Origin of the sequence: Thalassospira sp. NFXS8 (genome assembly GCF_040148805.1) — a bacterium.
In the GTDB taxonomy this organism is placed as follows: Bacteria; Pseudomonadota; Alphaproteobacteria; order Rhodospirillales; family Thalassospiraceae; genus Thalassospira.
Genome location: NZ_JAGEMF010000003.1, coordinates 195,285 through 214,381 on the forward strand (window position 1 = coordinate 195,285; position 19,097 = coordinate 214,381).

Annotated in this window: 18 protein-coding genes; 7 read left to right on the forward strand and 11 right to left on the reverse strand. The window is 53.9% G+C overall.

All coding sequences use genetic code 11. From position 1 onward, the window contains the following. The 4 genes from J4E05_RS17275 (at nucleotide 1) to J4E05_RS17290 (ending at nucleotide 4,262) form a co-directional block, all read left to right on the forward strand. The gene (locus tag J4E05_RS17275; protein WP_349598054.1) at nucleotides 1-1,509 is read left to right on the forward strand and encodes a glycerol-3-phosphate dehydrogenase; all 1,509 of its coding nucleotides are present in this window, start codon (nucleotides 1-3) and stop codon (nucleotides 1,507-1,509) included. Continuing rightward, the gene (locus J4E05_RS17280) at nucleotides 1,509-2,441 is read left to right on the forward strand and encodes a TIM barrel protein (protein ID WP_349598056.1); all 933 of its coding nucleotides are present in this window, start codon (nucleotides 1,509-1,511) and stop codon (nucleotides 2,439-2,441) included. Before J4E05_RS17275 ends, J4E05_RS17280 begins: the two co-directional genes overlap by 1 nt. A gap of 94 nt (nucleotides 2,442-2,535) precedes the next feature. After that, nucleotides 2,536-3,471, forward strand: a complete 936-nt coding sequence (locus J4E05_RS17285; RefSeq protein WP_085593136.1) for a sugar-binding transcriptional regulator — start codon at nucleotides 2,536-2,538, stop codon at nucleotides 3,469-3,471. 29 nt (nucleotides 3,472-3,500) lie between these two features. Further along, nucleotides 3,501-4,262: a DeoR/GlpR family DNA-binding transcription regulator gene (locus J4E05_RS17290; RefSeq protein ID WP_349598059.1), complete on the forward strand. Its 762-nt coding sequence runs from the start codon at nucleotides 3,501-3,503 to the stop codon at nucleotides 4,260-4,262. Nucleotides 4,263-4,351: 89 nt separating this feature from the next. On the opposite strand, the gene J4E05_RS17295 is transcribed toward J4E05_RS17290, so the two are convergent. Together J4E05_RS17295 and J4E05_RS17300 are read right to left on the reverse strand one after the other, a co-directional pair. Further along, complete coding sequence (locus J4E05_RS17295; protein WP_349598062.1) at nucleotides 4,352-4,810, reverse strand: NUDIX hydrolase; 459 nt, start codon at nucleotides 4,808-4,810, stop codon at nucleotides 4,352-4,354. Between the two features lie 28 nt (nucleotides 4,811-4,838). Further along, a complete protein-coding gene (locus J4E05_RS17300; protein WP_349598065.1) occupies nucleotides 4,839-5,705 on the reverse strand; it encodes a LysR substrate-binding domain-containing protein in 867 nt (288 codons plus the stop codon). Nucleotides 5,706-5,894: 189 nt separating this feature from the next. Between J4E05_RS17300 and J4E05_RS17305 the strand changes: the two genes are divergently transcribed. From J4E05_RS17305 to J4E05_RS17315, 3 genes are all read left to right on the forward strand, one after another. Then, nucleotides 5,895-7,091, forward strand: a complete 1,197-nt coding sequence (locus tag J4E05_RS17305) for an MFS transporter (RefSeq protein WP_349598068.1) — start codon at nucleotides 5,895-5,897, stop codon at nucleotides 7,089-7,091. Between the two features lie 3 nt (nucleotides 7,092-7,094). Further along, entirely contained in the window at nucleotides 7,095-7,739 is a 645-nt protein-coding gene (locus J4E05_RS17310) for a LysE family translocator (RefSeq protein ID WP_349598071.1), read from the forward strand. Between the two features lie 325 nt (nucleotides 7,740-8,064). Then, a complete protein-coding gene (locus J4E05_RS17315; RefSeq protein WP_349598074.1) occupies nucleotides 8,065-8,976 on the forward strand; it encodes a GntR family transcriptional regulator in 912 nt (303 codons plus the stop codon). Here J4E05_RS17315 and J4E05_RS17320 read toward each other — a convergent pair. From J4E05_RS17320 to J4E05_RS17360, 9 genes are all read right to left on the reverse strand, one after another. Next, nucleotides 8,973-9,788 (reverse strand): alpha/beta hydrolase family protein, encoded by an 816-nt coding sequence (locus J4E05_RS17320; RefSeq protein ID WP_349598077.1) that lies wholly within the window; start codon nucleotides 9,786-9,788, stop codon nucleotides 8,973-8,975. The two genes, J4E05_RS17315 and J4E05_RS17320, sit on opposite strands and share 4 nt — an antisense overlap. Next, nucleotides 9,788-10,684, reverse strand: coding sequence for an N-formylglutamate amidohydrolase (locus J4E05_RS17325; protein ID WP_349598080.1), 897 nt, complete (start codon nucleotides 10,682-10,684; stop codon nucleotides 9,788-9,790). The genes J4E05_RS17320 and J4E05_RS17325 overlap by 1 nt, the downstream gene beginning before the upstream one ends. Continuing rightward, complete coding sequence (locus J4E05_RS17330; RefSeq protein WP_349598083.1) at nucleotides 10,681-11,382, reverse strand: RraA family protein; 702 nt, start codon at nucleotides 11,380-11,382, stop codon at nucleotides 10,681-10,683. Before J4E05_RS17330 ends, J4E05_RS17325 begins: the two co-directional genes overlap by 4 nt. Then, on the reverse strand, nucleotides 11,363-12,196 hold the full coding sequence (locus J4E05_RS17335) for a creatininase family protein (protein WP_349598085.1): 834 nt from the start codon (nucleotides 12,194-12,196) through the stop codon (nucleotides 11,363-11,365). The genes J4E05_RS17330 and J4E05_RS17335 overlap by 20 nt, the downstream gene beginning before the upstream one ends. Beyond that, nucleotides 12,193-13,731, reverse strand: coding sequence for a serine hydrolase domain-containing protein (locus tag J4E05_RS17340; RefSeq protein ID WP_349598087.1), 1,539 nt, complete (start codon nucleotides 13,729-13,731; stop codon nucleotides 12,193-12,195). The genes J4E05_RS17335 and J4E05_RS17340 overlap by 4 nt, the downstream gene beginning before the upstream one ends. After that, complete coding sequence (locus J4E05_RS17345) at nucleotides 13,728-15,395, reverse strand: dipeptide ABC transporter ATP-binding protein (RefSeq protein ID WP_349598090.1); 1,668 nt, start codon at nucleotides 15,393-15,395, stop codon at nucleotides 13,728-13,730. The genes J4E05_RS17340 and J4E05_RS17345 overlap by 4 nt, the downstream gene beginning before the upstream one ends. Beyond that, entirely contained in the window at nucleotides 15,395-16,210 is an 816-nt protein-coding gene (locus J4E05_RS17350; protein ID WP_349598093.1) for an ABC transporter permease, read from the reverse strand. The genes J4E05_RS17345 and J4E05_RS17350 overlap by 1 nt, the downstream gene beginning before the upstream one ends. Further along, the gene (locus J4E05_RS17355; RefSeq protein ID WP_349598095.1) at nucleotides 16,207-17,151 is read right to left on the reverse strand and encodes an ABC transporter permease; all 945 of its coding nucleotides are present in this window, start codon (nucleotides 17,149-17,151) and stop codon (nucleotides 16,207-16,209) included. Before J4E05_RS17355 ends, J4E05_RS17350 begins: the two co-directional genes overlap by 4 nt. A 104-nt stretch (nucleotides 17,152-17,255) precedes the next feature. Then, on the reverse strand, nucleotides 17,256-18,650 hold the full coding sequence (locus J4E05_RS17360) for an ABC transporter substrate-binding protein (protein ID WP_349598098.1): 1,395 nt from the start codon (nucleotides 18,648-18,650) through the stop codon (nucleotides 17,256-17,258). Nucleotides 18,651-19,097: the final 447 nt, after the last annotated feature.

Consider the following 19,097-nt stretch of genomic DNA (forward strand, 5'->3'; position numbering starts at 1 on the left):
ATGAGGACGCAGGAACTGGATCTGTTTGTGATCGGCGGTGGCATTAACGGGGCAGGCTTTGCCCGCGATGCAGCCGGGCGTGGCCTGAAGGTTGCCCTTTGTGAAAAGGATGATCTGGCCGAAGGCACATCGTCACGGTCGGGCAAGCTGGTGCATGGTGGATTGCGCTATCTGGAATATTATGAATTCCGGTTGGTGCGCGAGGCCCTGATTGAGCGCGAGGTTCTGATGAATGCCGCGCCGCATATCATTTGGCCTTTGCGTTTTGTGCTGCCCCATTCCCCGCAGGACCGCCCGGCATGGCTGGTACGGCTTGGCCTGTTTTTATATGATCATTTGGGGGGGCGCAAAAAGCTGCCGGGTACCCGAACGCTGGATTTGCTGCGCGATCCCGAAGGGGCGCCGTTGCTTGATAAATATACCCGTGGTTTTGAATATTCCGATTGCTGGGTGGATGATGCCCGCCTGGTAACGTTAAATGCCCTTGATGCCGCCCAGCGTGGCGCGATTGTTATGACACGTTCACCTGCAATCAGCGCGCGTCGTGAAAATGGCAAATGGCATGTCTCCACACAAAACCGGTTGACCGGCGAAACACGTGAATTTGTTGCCAAATGCCTGGTCAATGCCGCTGGTCCCTGGGTGACCGATGTGCTGACAAGGGTTGCCGGGGCCAATTCCACCCGCAATGTCCGGCTGGTGAAAGGTAGCCACATTATTGTTCCCAAATTTTGGGACGGCTCGCACAGTTATCTTGTGCAGAACGATGACAAGCGGGTCATCTTTATCAATGCCTATGAAGGGGACAAAGCCCTGATCGGCACGACAGATATCGCCTATGACGGGCGGGCAGAAGACGTTGCGATTGACGATAATGAAATCAATTATCTTCTTGAATGTGTAAACCGCTATTTCAAGGAAAAGCTTCGTCGTGAGGATATCCTGGAGACTTTTTCCGGGGTGCGACCGTTGTTTGATGATGGCAATGGTAATCCCTCGGCAGTGACGCGCGATTATGTGTTTGATCTTGATGAAACGGCCGGCGCGCCGCTTTTGAATATTTTTGGCGGTAAAATTACCACTTTCCGCGAACTGGCCGAACGCGGGATGCACGAAATTCGGCATATTTTCCCCGATATGGGCAAGGATTGGACTGAAACGGCTCCGCTGCCCGGTGGGGACATGCCCAATGCCGACTATTCGGCCTTTCGCGAAATTCTGAAGGCTGAATATCCGTGGATGACCCGTGCGTTGCGTGAATATTACGGGCGTCGATATGGCACGCTGACTCGCAATATTGTCGGTTCGGCAACTCGCCTGAATGGACTGGGCCGGTATTTTGGTGCGCATCTTTACGAGGCAGAAGTGCGCTGGCTGGTTAAGAATGAATGGGCGTTAACCGCGGAAGATATTATCTGGCGGCGCACCAAACATCGGCTGGATATGACCCCGGACGAAATCGCCGCCTTTGGCGACTGGTTTGAAGCAACCCGGGCGGAGGCAAGCTGATGGCACTGACCCTTTCGTTAAATACCAATCCGCTGGTCAATCGCTTTGCCGACCCGGATGACCTGATTAATTGCGTAGCGCGTGATCTGCGGATCCGCGATTTGCAGTTGACCCATGAATTTATTAATCCGTCCTGGCCTGCTGCGGTGATCCGCCGTTTGACGCGCCAGATGGCGGCGGCACTGGCGCGGACTGGCGTATGTGTAACATCGGGCATGACCGGCCCTTATGGCCGGTTGAACCATTTTGGTCATCCCGATCGCGATGTAAGGCGCTATTATGTCGACTGGTTTAAAACCTTTGCCGATATAACCGCCGATCTGGGCGGAAAATCGGTTGGGACGCAGTTTGCTATTCTGACGTATCGTGAACAGGATGATCCGGTAAAGCGCGAAGACATGATCCGCACCGCAATGGATTGTTGGGCCGAAGTAGCCGAACATGGCAAGGCTGCGGGCCTGGATTATGTGTATTGGGAACCCATGAGCATTGCACGCGAATTTGGCGAAACGATTGGGGAATGTATGGTATTACAGGACCGGCTGACGGCGGCTGATATGGCCATTCCCATGTGGATGATGGCCGATATTGACCACGGCGATGTCACATCGGACAACCCGGATGATTTTGACCCCTATGCCTGGGCGCGGGCCGTTCCGCGTGTTTCGCCGATTATTCATATCAAGCAAAGCCTGATGGACAAGGGTGGGCATCGCCCTTTTACGGCGGAATTTAATGCGCGTGGGCGTATTCAGCCCGAACCATTGCTGGCGGCTTTTGCCGAAGGGGGCGCCCAGAATAATGAAATCTGCCTGGAACTTTCCTTTAAAGAGCGCGAGCCCAATGACCGGGAAGTGATCTCGCAAATCGCGGAAAGCATCGCCTTTTGGGCCCCTTATATTGATACGGGTGCATCGGCCCTCAAACTCTGATAACGTGCTGTTTGGGCATGTTTTTCCCTGGCTGCGCCCGGGCCTTTATCAAAAAATAACATGCTGGTTGGTGCCCGGCCGGCTGAAGGACATTATGAACGATACGGACGAAGCGCTCGCCATTCGGGCGGCCTGGATGCATTACGTCGGTGGCCTTACACAGGCAAAGGTCGCCAAAAGGCTTGGCCTGCCATCGGTCAAGGCGCACCGGCTTATCGCCAAGGCGGTGGCTGACGGGCGTGTCAAAGTCACGATTGAAGGCGATATTGTTGAATGTGTTCAGCTCGAAACGCGGTTATTTGAGGCATATAATCTTAAACTTTGCGAAGTAGCCCCCGATATTGGCGAGGAAGGCCTGCCTGTGCGGGCGTTGGCGTTGGCAGGGGCGGCTTACCTGAAACGTCAGTTCGAGGCGGGCGAGCATTCGATCATCGGGCTGGGTCATGGACGGACCCTGGCCGAAATTACCCGGCAATTACCCCGGATTGATGCAAGGGGGCTTCACTTTGTTTCTCTTCTTGGCGGGCTGACCCGAAACTTCTCGGCAAATCCGCATGATGTGATGCACCGTCTGGCCGAAAAAACCGGGGCGCGGGCCTATGTTATGCCGGTTCCGTTTTTTGCCAATACAGTGGAAGATCGCGAAGTGTTGCTTTCGCAGCGCGGCGTAGACGAAGTTTTCCATATGGCGCAGGCAGCGACGCTTAAAATTGTCGGGATTGGTACGGCAACGGCAGAAGCGCAGCTTGTTTCATCCGGCATGATTGAACCTTCCGAAATCGAGGAAATTGCCGCAGCCGGGGCGCAGGGCGAAATGCTGGGTGATTTTTTTAATGCGGCGGGGGATGTTGTTGAAACCACGCTTTCGGCCCGAACGCTTGCGGTGGGCTATGATCCTGAGCGCAAAGAGGATATTGTCGCGGTTGCGGGTGGGCCGGACAAGATCAATGCGATCCGGGCGGTGTTGCGGTCGGGCCGGGTGGCCGGGTTGATCACCGACGAAAGAACGGCACGCGCCCTTCTGGATTGATCACGCACAGACGCATAAAAGGACACCCCATGAAACGAGACGACCGCAGGCAGCAGATTCTGGATGCACTGGTGCGCAATGGCGAAGTGCAACTTGATGAACTGGCAGAAACCTTCGGCGTATCGAAGATGACCATTCACCGCGATCTTGATGATCTGGAAGGTGAAGGTTTGCTGCGCCGGATAAGGGGTGGCGCAACCATTGAACCCGGTTCGCAATTTGAAAGCGATTTTCGGTTTCGCCATCTTCAGGGGCATGACCAAAAAGAACGCATGGCACGCGCCGCGCTTGAATGGGTTGAACCGGGCATGACTGTTATGGTCAATGACGGTTCAACAGCCACGGTATTGGGCAGTCTTTTGCCAGAAAAACGGCCGCTTACGGTTATTACCAATAACGATGCCGTGATGGAGACGTTGAAGTCCGAAGCCGGGATTACGGTAATTGCGCTTGGGGGGCGTTATTCGGCGAAATACAATGCCTGGGTTGGGCGGGTAACAGAGGACGCCCTTGATGCTTTACGTGCCGATCTTGCATTTATATCGACGCCTGCAGCGGGTGAAGGGCGCGTTTATCATATGGATGATGACATCACACGGGCAAAACGCCGGATGATGGATGCCGCAACGCACTCAATATTGTTGATAAATCATTTGCGGTTCGACCATACGGCTTTACATGTTCTGGCGCCATTTTCGGCATTTTCCGCAGTGATTACCGATGCCACCCCTTCTGATGCCGCCCGCGCGCAGATTGATGCCGCGGGAACCGAACTTGTGATAGCAGGCTGAGCCATATCTATGTGAGCGTTGTCACCGGATGTCGTATCCATTTGGCGGAAGGTTTGGCAGACTTTTGGGCACGTGTGTTTATCGGCGGGTTACTGATAACATTCTGATATGACCTGTGCCGCTTGCTGCGCGACTTCGGTGACATCAAGGCTGAGTTCCAGACCGGACGTTGCAAGGTTGCTTATTGGAAACCAGCGGGCTTCCAGTGCATCATCACCCGCCACCGGTGCGCCATGGTTCCAGCGACACAACACGGCAATCAAAATGAAATGGCGCTGTATATGCCCGTGCTCGTCCTGTTCAAAGGCATCTGTTGCGGTAAAAACACGCAGTATATCGGCCGAGATACCGGTTTCTTCCTTAAGTTCGCGAAGGGTGGCGTCTGCCAGTTTTTCGCCCTGTTCTATTTTTCCCCCGGGGAACCCCCATTTGCCTGCATCAGGCGGATTTGCCCGGCGGACCAGTAAAACCTGGTCATTTCGGATGACCACGGCAATTGTTGCGGCGATCGGGCGGGCATGCGTGGGGGATTGCGGCTGGTTAATCATTGCAGTTCCGTGTGTTGGTGTCGGAAAATTACCAGACCCTTGCCTGTGTTTCCTGACGAAGGGTTTCGGCCACGTCTTTGGCGATTGATGAAATATTTGGCGCGCATAGTAACCGCACCTCAATGTCAGGCAATGGGGGAAGATTTAGCGTCTTGTCAACGCAGGTAATGTCCTGTGGTTTACCATGTTCCGTGCGCACAGCAATACCAAGACCGGACCGCAATGCAGCCCATATACCTGGTAAACTGGGTGTCGTTAACGCGGCGCGCCAGCGTTGTCGTTTTTGTTCAAGCACGGCAAGGGCGGCCTGGCGAAACAGGCAGGGATGGTTAAACAGTACCAGTGGCAACGGATCTTGCTTCAATTGGTTCGCTGTTTCGGCATGTGCCAGCCAGTGCATGGGCAACTTGCACAAAACATCGCCTGTTTCCGGGCTTCCGCACCTGAAAAACGCAATGGCGACATCAAGGCGGCCCGCACGGACTTCTTCTGCAATGCTGTGGTTTTCGCCCGCGCGCACGTCGATATGAACATTGTCGTGTGCCTGTGCGAATGACGTTAGCGTCGCAGGCATGACGTCATCAAAAAAATCCTGCGGCAGACCAAGCCGTACCGATGCGGTGGTTGTTGCGGTTCCCATCGCAAATGCTGCTTCGTCATTTAACATCAAAATTCGCCGCGCATAAGCGACAAAGGTTTCGCCAGCCTCGGTTGCGACCAGTCCGCGCCCTTTACGAATGAAAAGTTGCTGACCGGTTTGATGTTCGAGTTTTTTTAACTGCATACTGATTGCCGATTGCGACCGGCCCAAATGAATTGCTGCCTGCGCAAAACTGCCAAGATCGTTTCCCGTTACAATTGCGCGCAGCGCATCTATGTCGAAAGCAGGATTCATTTCAAAATTTCGAAAGTAAGAGTTCAGATATATTCGTTATTTTTAAGTTTTAGTCCTTGTTACCCTTCTGATCAAGCTCAGGGGTGAATTATCGTCTTTTGGTGATTTTCGGGCTTGGGTTGTCAGGGATACAGGGATGAGGGACGGCAAATGATTTCGACGATTTCGAGCAAGCGACGGAATGATACAGTGATAATTGTAACCGCAGGCAGTGTTGTGCTGGCGTTGGCATTTGGTGTGCGTGCCGTTTTTGGCGGGGTTATCCAACCGCTGTCAGACGATCTTTTTGGTGGCCGGATAGAGATTTTTTCCCTGTCGATTGCCATTCAAAACCTTGTTTGGGGGCTTGCACAGCCTGGTTTTGGCATCATTGCTGACAAATTTGGCGACCGGCGTGCGATTTGGCTGGGCTTCTTTTTGTATGTTTTGGGAATGGTCGTTTGTGTGACCGGAACGTCACCGTTGGCCCAGCATTTGGGGGCGGGTGTTTTGGTGGGTATGGGTATTTCCGGTACCGCATTTGGAACGGTTCTTGCGGTGGTTGGTCGGGCCGCACCGCTTGAAAAACGCGGTTTTTACCTTGGTGTTACCTCGGCGATGGGGTCTGTCGGGCAGGCATTGTTGCCTTTGATCGTATCGTGGGTGATCGCATCTTTTGATTGGCGGATAACGTTGCTGATTGTGACGTCCATGTTAGTGCCGATGGCCTTTTGTATTCCGTTTTTACGTGCGGATCATAAAAGGATTGCGGAGGATGCCCCTGTTTACCTTCGACAGACCCTGCGGCAGGCTTTTGGGCACTCAAGTTTCCTGATGTTGAGTGCCGGTTTTTTTGTGTGCGGTTTTCATCTTGCTTTCATTACGGCGCATCTTCCGAATTATGTGCAAAACTTCTGTATTGGCACCAGTCTTTCGCCCGAGGAATTGCGTGCTTTGGGGTTGCGCGCCTTGGCTCTGGCGGGGTTTGCCAATATCTTTGGCACGCTGTTGGCCGCGCGGTTGGGCGGCATTTTTCCCAAGCCCTATGTATTGGCGATGATTTATGTTTTACGGGCAGTCATTATTCTGGGGTTCGTTTCCCTCCCGGTGACACCAGCCTCGGTGATGATATTCGGGTTTCTGATGGGGGGGCTTTGGCTTTCAACCGTGCCGCTAACCAGCGCCCTTGTGTTGGTTATGTTTGGTCCGCGCGTGATGGGAACGCTTTTTGGTTTCGTTTTTCTCAGTCATCAACTTGGCGGGTTTGTCGGTGTCTGGTTAGGCGGGATCTGGTTTGACCGTTTCGGTAGTTACGACGCCGTATGGTTTTTGGCTATTGCGCTGGGTTTGTTATCTGCTGTGATTCATTTACTGGTAAAAGAACGCAGTGTCCTGATTACGGTGTAAACCATGTTACGCGATATTATATTGCTGTTGCTTGCGGCATTTCCGCTGATGGGCAGTCCGGGGCCGGCGACACTTAGCCTTGCCAGTTTGGGGGCAGCCTTCGGGTTTCGGAATGGCGTGCGCTACCTGTTGGGCATTATTGTTGGCACGACGGCTGTTTTGCTGTTTGTGGCGACGGGCGTTACCGTTTTTCTGGTTGTTCAGCCCGTGTTGTCGGCGGTGATCGAGGTCGCGGCTGCGATTTATATTGGCTATCTTGCATGGAAAATTGCCACCGCACCGATCCGATCAAAAAACAGGGATGCTAAACGCCGACCGCGATCTGGCAATGCGGGGTTTTTGCCCGGTTTTGCTTTGGCGATTACCAATCCCAAGGCCTTTGCCGCCATAGGTGCCGTTTATTCGAGCCATATGATCCTGCCCGAACAAGCCGGATGGGATGTTGCGGTTAAAGTCATTGTTTTGACCGCTGTGATCGTAATCGTAAATACGACCTGGCTCGCATTCGGGGTGACGTTTTCAACTGTTTTGACCAATCCGGTATTGGGCAGAGTGATCAATATCGTTTTCGCGGTCCTTTTGTTGTGCTCTGTCGGACTGGCGTTGATGGATAATCACAGCTTTTTACCGATTACGATGCCATGGTGAACTGTGGTTGCAAAACAGCGACTTATCAAAAGACTGCCACGAATACTCGGTGTTGGCGGTGCCATTGCTCATTTGTGTAACCGTGTGATCCGAGGGGGGCGGCGATTGGCTTGGGGTCGAAGTAATGCCGATAGAATGCTGTCGGGATGTTTTTCGGCAGGCCATTCAGGACATGGTCGACTTTAAGTTGGAAAACACGTGCGAAAAAACGCAAATTTATGGGGATGAATATATGAAACATACAATTTCATTGACGCATCACGCCTGATTTTCGGGTAATTATCGGGGGTGAATTGGCGAGCAGTATGTGTATAGGAGATTTGTTTTGCCTGACGACATTCTTGAAAAGCCATTGAGTGACCTTCAGGCAGAACTGGCGCGGAAAGTTTTTAATCTGGCGCAGAACGGTCATTGGGAACCGTCGGAGCATGTTTCGGAAATTAAACTGGCCAAGGAACTGGGCACATCGCGGTCGCCCGTGCGCAGTGTGTTGCAATTGCTCGAACAGTTTGGGGTTTTTTCCAAAGTCCCCAATGTTGGTTTTCGGTTTGTTGGCGCACCAGCGCAACATTTGGATATAGAAGCCCGTTTGCCGCGTTCGGAACTGGAAGATCTTTATGAAAAAATGATGATCTCGCGTGCGAATGGAGATATCGGCGTAGAGGTTTCAGAGGCCGAGCTGGCCGAGCAATTTGGCCGGTCACGCGGGATTGTCCGGCGAGTGATGATGCGGTTTGCCAATTCCGGTTTGGCAGAACGCCGGACCGGTCATGGTTGGCGTTTTACGGAAACGCTGGACCATCAGGATGCGATTAACGAAAGTTATGCCTATCGCATTATCATAGAATGCGGTGCCATTCGCGAAAGCAGTTTTGAACCGGTTATGTCGCAATTGCAGGATTTGCGGGCTGAACAAATGGCAATTTTGCAGCGCCCTTTGTCAGAAACGTCCGGCAGCGCCTGGTTTGAAGCCAATGCCAATTTTCATTCCACAATTGTCTCCTGGGCGAATAACCGTTTCCTTACCGAGAGCATCGAACGTCAGAATAATTTGCGCCGCATGACCGAATTTGCCGAGTTCACCCGCCTGAGCGAAGATCGTGTGAAAAAGTCGGCGCGGGACCATTTGGCGATTATTGATGCGCTGGAACGCGGCGATAGAAAACAGGCTGTTGATATTCTCTATCGCCACCTTAGTCGGACGTCTTCTGACGGCAATGACCCTTTTGCCGATTAACGCGCCAGAAAACGTGTCAGAAAGTCTTTGACCGCATTCTGGATTTTATCACCCTCATGCCCGGCATTGGGGACAATGGCCATTTCCGAGGGCACGTCAATTGCCGACAGGCTTTTTGCCAGACTGTTTATTCGTTCCATGCGCGTATGACCGGAATTGTTAATGCCGTCCATCCAGAAGGTTGATTTTTCGCCAACTTTGGTGCCTTCGGGCGAGGTATCATTTGCGCCAATCACCAGTTGCACGGCAACATTTTGCATCATTTCGGGTCGCAGGGGCGCGCCCAATTGGTGTTTCATGTCGGCGGTGCCGACCCACCAGGGGGTGTTGTTATCGGCAAGGGTAACGGTTCCTGGTGCTGCGATTGAAATGGCCGATAAACGGTCAGGGTGACGCAACAAAAAGCGATGCGCAAATTGGCCGCCACCGGAAAACCCGTGCATCATGAATTTTTCGCTGCTGAGGCGAAAAATGCCAGATACCTCGTCGATCATGTCGAGCAGAACCGTATCATAAGCCACATCGCCATAACGAAGATGCTTGTAATTGTTAAAATCGTTCAGGCCTTCGATCCCGCAGGGAAAGAGCGGGGCGAGTAACGCGCATTGTTGTTCTTCGGCGAAATCGACAAACTGATCGCGCAATTCATACGCGTTGCGCATGCTGCCATGGATCAGCACGACCAGCGGATAGGCTTTGTCGCCGGCGGGATCATAATTTTTGGGTATATAAGTGCAGTAGGAAAAACGCGGATCGCTTTGCAATGAAAACATGGCACTGCGGTCCAGGCGATAAAAATTCAGTTTTGCCATCAGCTTGCTTTGTCCTTTGCATAGGCCGCCAGTTTTTCGCTCAGCCGGGTCATTGCGGCTTTGAATGCCGGGAAGTCAGCCGTTTTTTCGCGGGTGGTTTCGTCCATATACATGCGGCGATTGATTTCAAATTGCACCGAATGGCGGCCAATTGCCGGGTTGGCATAGGCCTCGGTCAATTCGGCCCCCCGAAAGGGTTTGTTCATTTCAACGACAAAGCCTTCACCGCGCAAAATCTCGCATAACAGGGCGGTAAATTCGTTTCCTGCGGAACGCCCATAAAGATCGCCAATGCAAATATCAGGACGCGACGCACCCTTTCCGTCCGAAGACATGGTATGGCCGATATTGGTCATGGAATGACAATTAACATGATAGACGGTGCGAAACTGGCCGTATGATGCATCAAGCAACCGGCGAAGGGCACTGTGATAAGGCAGCCAATAGGTGAGGATGCGGTCGCGCGCCTGGGCAATGGTAAGTGGCCGGTCATACATTGCGGTGTCGTCCCATGCCTTGCGCCAGATAAGGCCCATGCCGCGTTTGGCGGTGTTGCTGGAACGAGTGGGATAGGGCCAGTCCCCGTCAACCATGCTGACATCCATATCAGACAGGGACCGGTTCACATCAAGGAAGCTGCGCGGGAATAGGGCGCGCAACAAGGGGGCGCCATAATCGGGGGCGGCGGAGAATAATTCATCAACATGGGTGTCGGCGGAAACGCGCACCGCATCCGCATCGACAGCAGGATGAAAATCCGCCGGAAGGTCAAGGCCGCTATGTGGGCTGTCAAAAACCAGGGGCACCAACGGGGCTTTGGGCGCGTCAATACTTAAAACGCCGTGAATATCTTCCGGGACGGGCAGCAAGGGAAGGGTGAATTCGGGGGATGTCATGATGTTTTCGTCTCTGTATCCGCGTTTGCGCCGATGGCGTCATCGATCTGTTTCACAACGCCGGTAATGTCGCCCAGGCGTTCGCCGTTTTGCAGGCGTTCCATGGTGCGGGCGACACGGCCCTGGCGGGCAATGCCGGCATCGGCTTCGTCTTCTGCTTCGTCGGCGGGCAGAAAAACCACGCCGGATGCGTCAGCTAAAACGACATCACCGGGCAATACGGGGGCATTGCCACAGGCGATGGGGCGGTTAAACGTGCCGCCCAAATTCAGCCTGCGCGTCGTTAAGGACGATGCCCCCCGGCACCAAACCGGCAGGCCTTCATCGAGAATTTCGTTAATATCGGTGACGGGGCCGTCGATGATGACACCAACAGCCCCCGCCTGTTTTGCCGCACGCGCCACCGCCCCGCCAAGGCAGGCATGGCGGTCGTCGCCCAACCGGTCCACGACCAGCATGTCGCCGGGGCGGATTTTGCTTACCGCGTAATGCATCAGCGTGGAACACATCGGCGGTAGGGCCAAGGTGACGGCGACACCGGCCCGTACCGCTTGTTGGTTATCAAGCGCCTGAATCGCCCGATTGGCAAATCCGGTTAGTCGCACATGACCAAGGGTGGCTGTTTCAACCTGCTCCAGCTTTGCCAGCAAGGCCGGGTCAAGCGGTGCCGGTAAAGGATCAATACGATAGCGGGTCAAGATGCGATGCCTCCGACATAAACGGGTTTTCAGGGTCAGCATTAAGCAAAGAACGGATCAGGCGGGCTGTTATGCCAACAATATGCTGCGTCAGTTTTTCGCCATGTTGTGATGACGCCAAAGCCGCCGAGCCGGAAAGTAATCCGTTCTCATCAACGTCTTTGGCATTCAGCGGCAGGTTAAGCGCGATACCCTCAAAAGTAACGCCGGACACTCCACGCACAGGGAAACCAAGGGCTGTTTTGCGAGGTGTTTTCTGCGTTCGAAGGTCCATGCGGCACTGTTCGGGATATAAATGCAGGGCGATCGAACTGATTGGTTCACCCCCATGCCCGCATACGGTGGTGTGGCCAAACAGGGTTTCTAACAGGCTGTCGGGGATGGTTTTCCAAATATCAAGCGATGGCACCATAATGCCCCGATCACGGCGAATATCGCGCACGACTTGAGAGATCAGGGAGGCGTTTGTGGTATGGCCGTTAAAAATCAGCAGACGGTTAAGGTCGTGGTCAAGCAGGCTGTCGAGCATATCGCGCAAGACCGCCTTGAAGGTTTCAGGACGCAATTGCATGCCACCGGCAACATCCCGAAAAAAGTCGGCATAACCAAAGGGAAGCCCCGGCGCAACCAGCGCGCAAGGGCCTGCATCCTGTGCTGCCATAACGGCAAGGCGTTCGGCCAGTTGGTAATCGCCCATTGGGCAATGGGGGCCTTGCACTTCCTGTGATCCAAGCGGGACCAGAATGACGGTTGGTTCCTGTGTCCGCGCGGCAAATTCGGCCGCCGTCATGTCTGCGATGCGGTGCTTTGTCATGATGCGGTTTCTTTTTGCCGGGCGTTTTGGCTAAGGTGCCCTTTTATTTCGGGCAGGGACAGAATGGACGAATTCACATTCACCTGCCGGGACATCCGCACGATACCATTGCGCAATTTGCAGCGTACCGTATCGCGAAAGGCGGTTTCGATGAAGGCCCAATCAAATGTTAGACTGTGCCAGCCGTCATCATCCATTTCTGACCATGCGGCCCATGCCGCCACGGCAAAGCCCGCATCGGGTTCATACGCATGGTGCAGGCGTGCGCCGGTCATGGTCGTGATGCTTTCAATTCTGTGGCCCAACCCGGCCTGAATGCGATGTACCCCGCGATGGTCTTCTAAAACAAAGACAATATCGTGACCGGATTGTTCCAGACGCAGCGCCGTGATACCCTGATCATTGGGTTCGGCCTTGTAGGTGCCCGCCCAGTTTTGCGGGGCATGTGACCAGCTTTCGCGCGGCGGCGGGGAAAGTTCCAGCATATTGATGCGGCCCGGCAGATCGGGTTTGTCCCAGGTGCCAAGGGCAGGGCGCAATACATCATGGATAAGGCCATGAAAGCGGCGATCATTATCGTCCATGCCCGCGGTGAAGGCGATGACGGCCCGTTCATTGGGCAGCACAATGCAGGCCTGGCCAAACAGGCCGGTCGCGGCATAGCTGTCATGGGCGCCACGCCACCATTGATAGCCATATCCTTCCCTCCGTTCCGGGGCGGCGTCGCCGACACTTTCATCGGAGCCAAGATAATGCTCGCCAGTTAACACGCCCAGCGAGACACCGCGCAGTTGCATGCCGGTGGCGGCTTTGGCCCAGTTTTCCGGTAAAATCTGATCACCGTTCCAGGTGCCGTGCTGCAAATGCAAAATGCCGAGTTTTAGCAAATCCGATGTTCGGCATGTCAGGCCGTTACCGCCGCTATTAATTCCTTCCGGGCTTTTGTCCCAGCGGATATCGGGGGACATTTGCAGGGGGGTAAAAACGCGATCTGTCAGGTAATCATGGACCGTGCGTCCCAAAGCGCGCTGAACAATGGCCGAGAGCATATAACTGCATGCGCTGTCATAAATGAAAATTTCGCCCGGCGCATAGACAATGGGTTGTTTAAGGAAATCTTCGACCCAGCTTGTTTTGAGTTTGCGCCACGATCCGCCGGAAATACCGCAGGCATGACCGCTGGTCATTGTTAGCAGATGGCGAATTTGCATGGCCTCGATGCCATTGGCGGCCGAATTTTCAAATTCCGGGAAAAAGTCGATCACCCGGTCCGTCAGGCTTAGTTTGCCATCCTCGATGGCCAGTCCGACCGCCATCGAGGTAAAACTTTTGGTTACCGAATGCATCATATGCAAGCGTTCAGGCCCGTAGGGTGCCCAATAGGCCTCGGTAATCAAGGCGCCATCATGCCAGACCAGCAGGCTGTGCATTTCAATTCCGGCGCGTTCAATTTCATCAAGCACGGTTAAAATGATGGCCGGGTCCGTTTTGTGACTTTCAGGCGTTGCGCGGATCAGTCCGTCTTTATGGCTCATCCTACGGCCTCCGTTGTCATGTTCGGTTCGTCAAAACGCCAGCTTAAAACAACGCCGGTTTCGGTGCGGTTCAGTTTGGGAATTGCCGACAGCAGGGCGCGGGTATAGTCGCTTTTGGGGGTGTCAAATATCTGGTTGCGCGCCCCTTCTTCGACAATTTTGCCATCGCGCATCACAATCACGCGGTCGGCAAGTTGTTCCACCACGCCCAGATCGTGGCTGATGAACAGGCAGGAAAAACCGTAACGATGTTGCAGGTTACTCAGAAGTTCCAATATCTGTGCCCGCACGGTGACATCCAGGGCCGAAACGGCTTCATCCGCGATGACGAAATCGGGACGGCCGATAATGGCCCGCGCAATGGCAACACGCTGGCGCTGCCCGCCGGAAAGTTCGTGGGGCAGGCGGTCAAGATGGGCGATGCCTAACCCGACTTCCTCAATCGCGGTGCAAATGCGCTCGTTCCGTTCGGACCGCGAAAGGTCTTTTTCGTGATACAGGGCTTCGGAAAGTGTGCGCCGAATGGTAAAGCGCGGATCAAGCGATCCAAACGGGTCCTGAAAGATCATTTGGCAATTTCGGCGGTAATCCATCCATGTGGTACTGCCTTTTTTTACTGCCTGCCCGCGAAATAACACCTCGCCCGCACTGGTTCTGATTTGATGGGCAATGGCCTTGCCAAGGGTGGTTTTGCCCGAGCCCGAGGCCCCGACAACCGCCACAACCTCGCCGCGCCGCACCGTAAGATTAATGCCGTGCAGGGCCTTTTTCTTGTCCACCTTGCCAAACAGACCGGACCGGGATTTATATTCAACGGCCAGATCCCGGGTTTCAAGGATGGGCTGGTCGGTATCCTCAAAGGGGCGAACAGGCCCGCGTTCGGGCATGGAACGCAAAAGGTTGCGGGTATATTCATGTTGCGGGGTTGCCAGAATATTGGCCGTTACGCCGGCTTCAACAATCTCTCCCTGGCGCATGACAAGCAGGCGTTCGCAATAATGTGCCACCATCGGTAAATCATGGCTGATCAGGATTAATGCGGTGCCTTCTTCTTTGGTTAGTTCCAGCATGAGTTTCAAAACGCTACGCTGGACCAGGGCATCGAGTGCGGTTGTCGGTTCATCCGCGATTAGCAAGGCTGGCTTTAGCAACATCGCCGATGCCAGCATGATGCGCTGGCGCATGCCGCCGGAAAATTCGTGCGGATAATCGTCCAGCCGGTCTTGCGGGGCAGGGATGCCCACCCGTTCCATAATTTCAAGGATACGGGCATGGCGTTCTTTTGCGTTCAGGTCGGTATGTTCTTGCAATGGTTCATTCAGCTGGCGACCAATGGTCATGGACGGGTTCAGCGATGTCATGGGTTCTTGAAAAACCATGCCGATTTCCGCCCCGCGCAGGCGGCGCAGATCCTTGGCTTTCATGTCCAGTACCGAACGCCCCTGAAACAGGATGTCTCCGCCATAGGGAACGACAACGCCGGGCTGAAGGCCGAAAAGCGAACGGCCCAGCATGGTCTTGCCCGAGCCTGATTCCCCGACAAGGCCCAAAACTTCGCCCGGTTTCAGATCAAAGCTGGCGGATTTGACAATGCGGTTGTCATTGGGGCTGACCAGCCCCAGTTCGAGCGCGCGCACACTTAACAAGATTTCGGTGTCAGTCATCACAGGCCCCTCATCCGTGGGTCAAATCGGTCGCGGACATAGTCGCCAAACAGGTTGATACCCAGCAAAGTCATTGAAATACACAGGCCCGGAAAAATACCCAACCAGACGGCCTGTTCCATATAAGGACGCGCACCAGCCAGCATATTGCCCCATGTCGGTGCGGGTGGCGGCATGCCAAGACCCAGAAAACTGAGCGCACTTTCGGTTAGCAAAACGGAACCAAACATTGAGGTTGCGATCACGATCACCGGTGCGAGGCAGTTGGGAATAATATGCACAAGCAAGGTATATCCGGCGGGGTGCCCCATCAGGCGGGATGCCTCGATATAATCCTGTTCGCGCAGTGACATGACCGACCCGCGAACAACGCGCGTGACCGTTGGCAAATAGGCCAGGCCAAGGGCGATGATAACGCCGGAAATGTTGGTGCCCATGATGGATAGCAAAGCAAGGGCCAGCAGCATGGAGGGAAAGGCCAGAAGTGTGTCGGTAAACAGCATGATGGTGCGATCCATCCAGCCCCGGCAATAGCCCGAAAGCGCGCCAAGGATCAGCCCGAAAAAGACCGAGCACAAAACCGTCAGCGTTGAAATGGAAACGCTGGTGCCTGCCGCGGCCATAAGGCGCGATAAAACATCGCGGCCATATTCGTCCGTGCCCAGCCAATGGCCCGGCCCCGGGGGCATAAGTTTATCTTGCAGGTGAATGGCAAGCGGGTTTTCCGGCGTCCAAAGCAACCCTGTCAAAGCCACAATAAGGAAGAAGGCGACAAGGCTGCTTCCCAGGATTTGGTTTGTTCTACGCAGGCTCATTGGGCTTTTATCCTTGGATCGAACAGGGGGTAGCACAGATCAATGATCAGATTGACGACCACATAGGTCACCGCGACAAACAGCAGGCAGCCCTGCAAGACCGGGTAGTCACGACCGAAAATGGATTCAACAATCAGGCGCCCAAGGCCTGGAATTGTAAAAACGGTTTCGATAACAGCCACACCGCCCAGCAAATTGCCTAAAATAAGACCCAGTAAGGTCCAGGTGGGGCCAAACGCATTGCGGGCCACATGCCGGGTCAGGATGGCGGCATCTGAAAGGCCTTTGGCGCGCGCATGGGTAATGTAATCCAGGCGCAAAACATCCAGGGTTGATGCCCGTGCCATACGGACCAGAATGCCGGTTTCGTGCAGCACCAGGGAGGCAACCGGCATGATCAGATAGATCAGCCCGCTCCACAAATTCTGGGCGATGGAGACATATCCGATCACCGGGAGCCAGCCGAGCTTAAGGCCAAAAAACAATAACAACATCAACCCACCCCAGAAGGTGGGGATCGACATCAGCATTGTTGCGGTTATCACAACACCCAGGTCAAAGCCGCTGCTTTGGCGCCAGGCGGCCACCATGCCCAAAGGCACGGCAATGAAGGCCGATATGGCGATGGCAATTAATACAAGCTGGGCCGAGACAAAGAAGCGATGCAGCACAAGCTGCAAGACCGGTTCGCCGGTGGTGATGGAGTGTCCTAAATCGCCGTGCAATAGGGCCTGAAACCATAGAAACATCTGGGTGGGGATGGATTGGTCCAGCCCAAGATGGTGGCGCATTGCGTCATAGACCTGCTGGTCGGCGTTATCGCCCAGCATCAGGGTGACTGGGTCTCCCGGAACCAGCCGGATCAAGGTAAAAACGGTAATGGAAACCAGAATGAGCGTCGGTATGGCTGTAAGAAAACGTGCAACCATGAATCTGAGCATTATGCGCCCCTGTTTGCGTGTTCTGCGTTTAGCGCAGGCACTGGTTTTGGGAAACCAGCGCCGCGTAAAGCGGTTGTTTTTTCTTGTGAGGTTTGTTTCGCAGATTATTTTTTAACCCCGACACCCCACAGCCGGGTGAAGCCGTTCCAGCTGCGGTAACCCACGATGTCGGCGGCGGTAATGGAAACATCAATGCCGTTTGCCAGCATCAGCATGGGCACGTCATGCAAGAACAATTTATGCATCTGATCAAACAGGGCCTGGCGTTTTGGTCCGTCGGGGGTTTGCAGCATCTCGTTCAAAAGGGCGATGGCTTTGGGGTCATCCCAGATTGCGCTGCCCCGGTCTTTTTTGGATGCAGTGACCGCGCTATAGGCCAGGGCGGGATCGGCCCGGTTGGAATAGTTAAAGGCGGAAAGCTGATATTTGCCATTGCGAAAACGGTCAAGCTGGGTGGCCCATTCCAGAACTTCGATCCGGGCATTGATGCCGTTCATTTGCAACATTGCCTGCGAGATGATGGCAACGTTTTCGTTAATCGGGTTGCGCCGATTGGTTTGAATGACGATTTCCTGGCCCTTATATCCTGCCGCCTTCAAAAGGTCCGGGACGTCTTGCGGGGCATAGGCGATCCGTTCGTCCTGTACCGCATCGTGATAAATCGACCGCGTTGCCACAAGCGACGCATTGGGCGTGCCAAGTCCATTGGTTGCAGCATCCACGATTTGCGGAATATCAAGCGATTTGGCAATTGCCAGGCGCATTTCGCGCGATGACAGGACCGGGTCAGTGGTTTGCATTAACAGTGTGATCATCCCGCCATGTGGTTCGGCCACAACCTTAAAGGCCGGGTCGTTCATAAGGTTTTTGGCTTCGCTGGGCGGCAGATAGGGCAAAATATCAAGGTCGCCGCTGCGAAGGGCGGCAACGGCAGTTGATTTATCGGGGGTGACGATCAGGTTGACATCATCAACCAGCACTTCCTTGCGCCCGGCATAACCATCAATTTTATCGCCAACCGGCTTATAGTCTTTGAATTTGGTCAGATGGATGCTTTGGCCGCGGGTCCATTTATCAAAAACAAACGGGCCGGTGCCAATCGGGTGATCCCAGCTGCCATCTTTGGCGAAACTGTCCGGATGCATAATCGCCATACCGCCGCATTGCGACTGGGCGGTATATTTTAAAAACATCGCATCGGGTTTGCTTAGCGAAATGACGACGGTATGGGCATCGGGTGCCGTTATTTTTTCAATCGCCGCACCGCGCGACCCGTCAAAAAATGAGGCGCAGTTAAAGGCAGGTGTGGCGCGTAGCGTATCCAGGCTTTGTTTGGCAAGGGCCGCGGTTAAGGGGGCGCCATTATGAAACACAACATCATCGCGCAGGTGAAAGGTGTAAGTGGTGCCGTTGTCGGAAACGTCCCAGCTTTTGGCAAGCATTGGTTTGATATCGCCGCCTTCGCCAAAGGCCACCAATCCTTCGCCAACATTCATCATGACGGAATCCGATAGGGAATCACGGTTTACGCCGGGTTCAGAACTGCGTAAATCCGCCGAAATCTGAACATTAAGTGTTTGTGCGCAAAGGGAAGAGGCCCCGAGAAGAACGGACCCTGCAAATGCGAAATGAAACCATAATGCGTTTTTTTTCATGAGGCCTCTCTGTTGGTTTTTTGTCAATATTGTATTTTGATTGATCATAATACAATATTGAAAATGCAAGGCAGGTCAAACAAAAAATTGGCCGTGGCAGAAATTTGAGGGTTACTGCGCATACGGGTACTTAAGCAGGGAGCGTCTTTATGACCGGCATTGCACACCTGCGAGAGTATGAGAAATAATCGACAATATCGTATTGTGGCGCAGTAAAATACCAAGGCGAACTGCGTTGCCAGAGCGCCCTATAACTATCTGGAATATATGCCGCAATTTATCGACTTTGAC

Coding starts and splice junctions, on each gene's coding strand:
- J4E05_RS17275 (WP_349598054.1), top strand. CDS start 1: ATGAGGACGCAGGAACTGGATCTGTTTGTGATCGGCGGTGGCATTAAC.
- J4E05_RS17280 (WP_349598056.1), top strand. CDS start 1,509: ATGGCACTGACCCTTTCGTTAAATACCAATCCGCTGGTCAATCGCTTT.
- J4E05_RS17285 (WP_085593136.1), top strand. CDS start 2,536: ATGAACGATACGGACGAAGCGCTCGCCATTCGGGCGGCCTGGATGCAT.
- J4E05_RS17290 (WP_349598059.1), top strand. CDS start 3,501: ATGAAACGAGACGACCGCAGGCAGCAGATTCTGGATGCACTGGTGCGC.
- J4E05_RS17295 (WP_349598062.1), bottom strand. CDS start 4,810: ATGATTAACCAGCCGCAATCCCCCACGCATGCCCGCCCGATCGCCGCA.
- J4E05_RS17300 (WP_349598065.1), bottom strand. CDS start 5,705: ATGAATCCTGCTTTCGACATAGATGCGCTGCGCGCAATTGTAACGGGA.
- J4E05_RS17310 (WP_349598071.1), top strand. CDS start 7,095: ATGTTACGCGATATTATATTGCTGTTGCTTGCGGCATTTCCGCTGATG.
- J4E05_RS17320 (WP_349598077.1), bottom strand. CDS start 9,788: ATGGCAAAACTGAATTTTTATCGCCTGGACCGCAGTGCCATGTTTTCA.
- J4E05_RS17325 (WP_349598080.1), bottom strand. CDS start 10,684: ATGACATCCCCCGAATTCACCCTTCCCTTGCTGCCCGTCCCGGAAGAT.
- J4E05_RS17335 (WP_349598085.1), bottom strand. CDS start 12,196: ATGACAAAGCACCGCATCGCAGACATGACGGCGGCCGAATTTGCCGCG.
- J4E05_RS17340 (WP_349598087.1), bottom strand. CDS start 13,731: ATGAGCCATAAAGACGGACTGATCCGCGCAACGCCTGAAAGTCACAAA.
- J4E05_RS17345 (WP_349598090.1), bottom strand. CDS start 15,395: ATGACTGACACCGAAATCTTGTTAAGTGTGCGCGCGCTCGAACTGGGG.
- J4E05_RS17350 (WP_349598093.1), bottom strand. CDS start 16,210: ATGAGCCTGCGTAGAACAAACCAAATCCTGGGAAGCAGCCTTGTCGCC.
- J4E05_RS17355 (WP_349598095.1), bottom strand. CDS start 17,151: ATGCTCAGATTCATGGTTGCACGTTTTCTTACAGCCATACCGACGCTC.
- J4E05_RS17360 (WP_349598098.1), bottom strand. CDS start 18,650: ATGATGAATGTTGGCGAAGGATTGGTGGCCTTTGGCGAAGGCGGCGAT.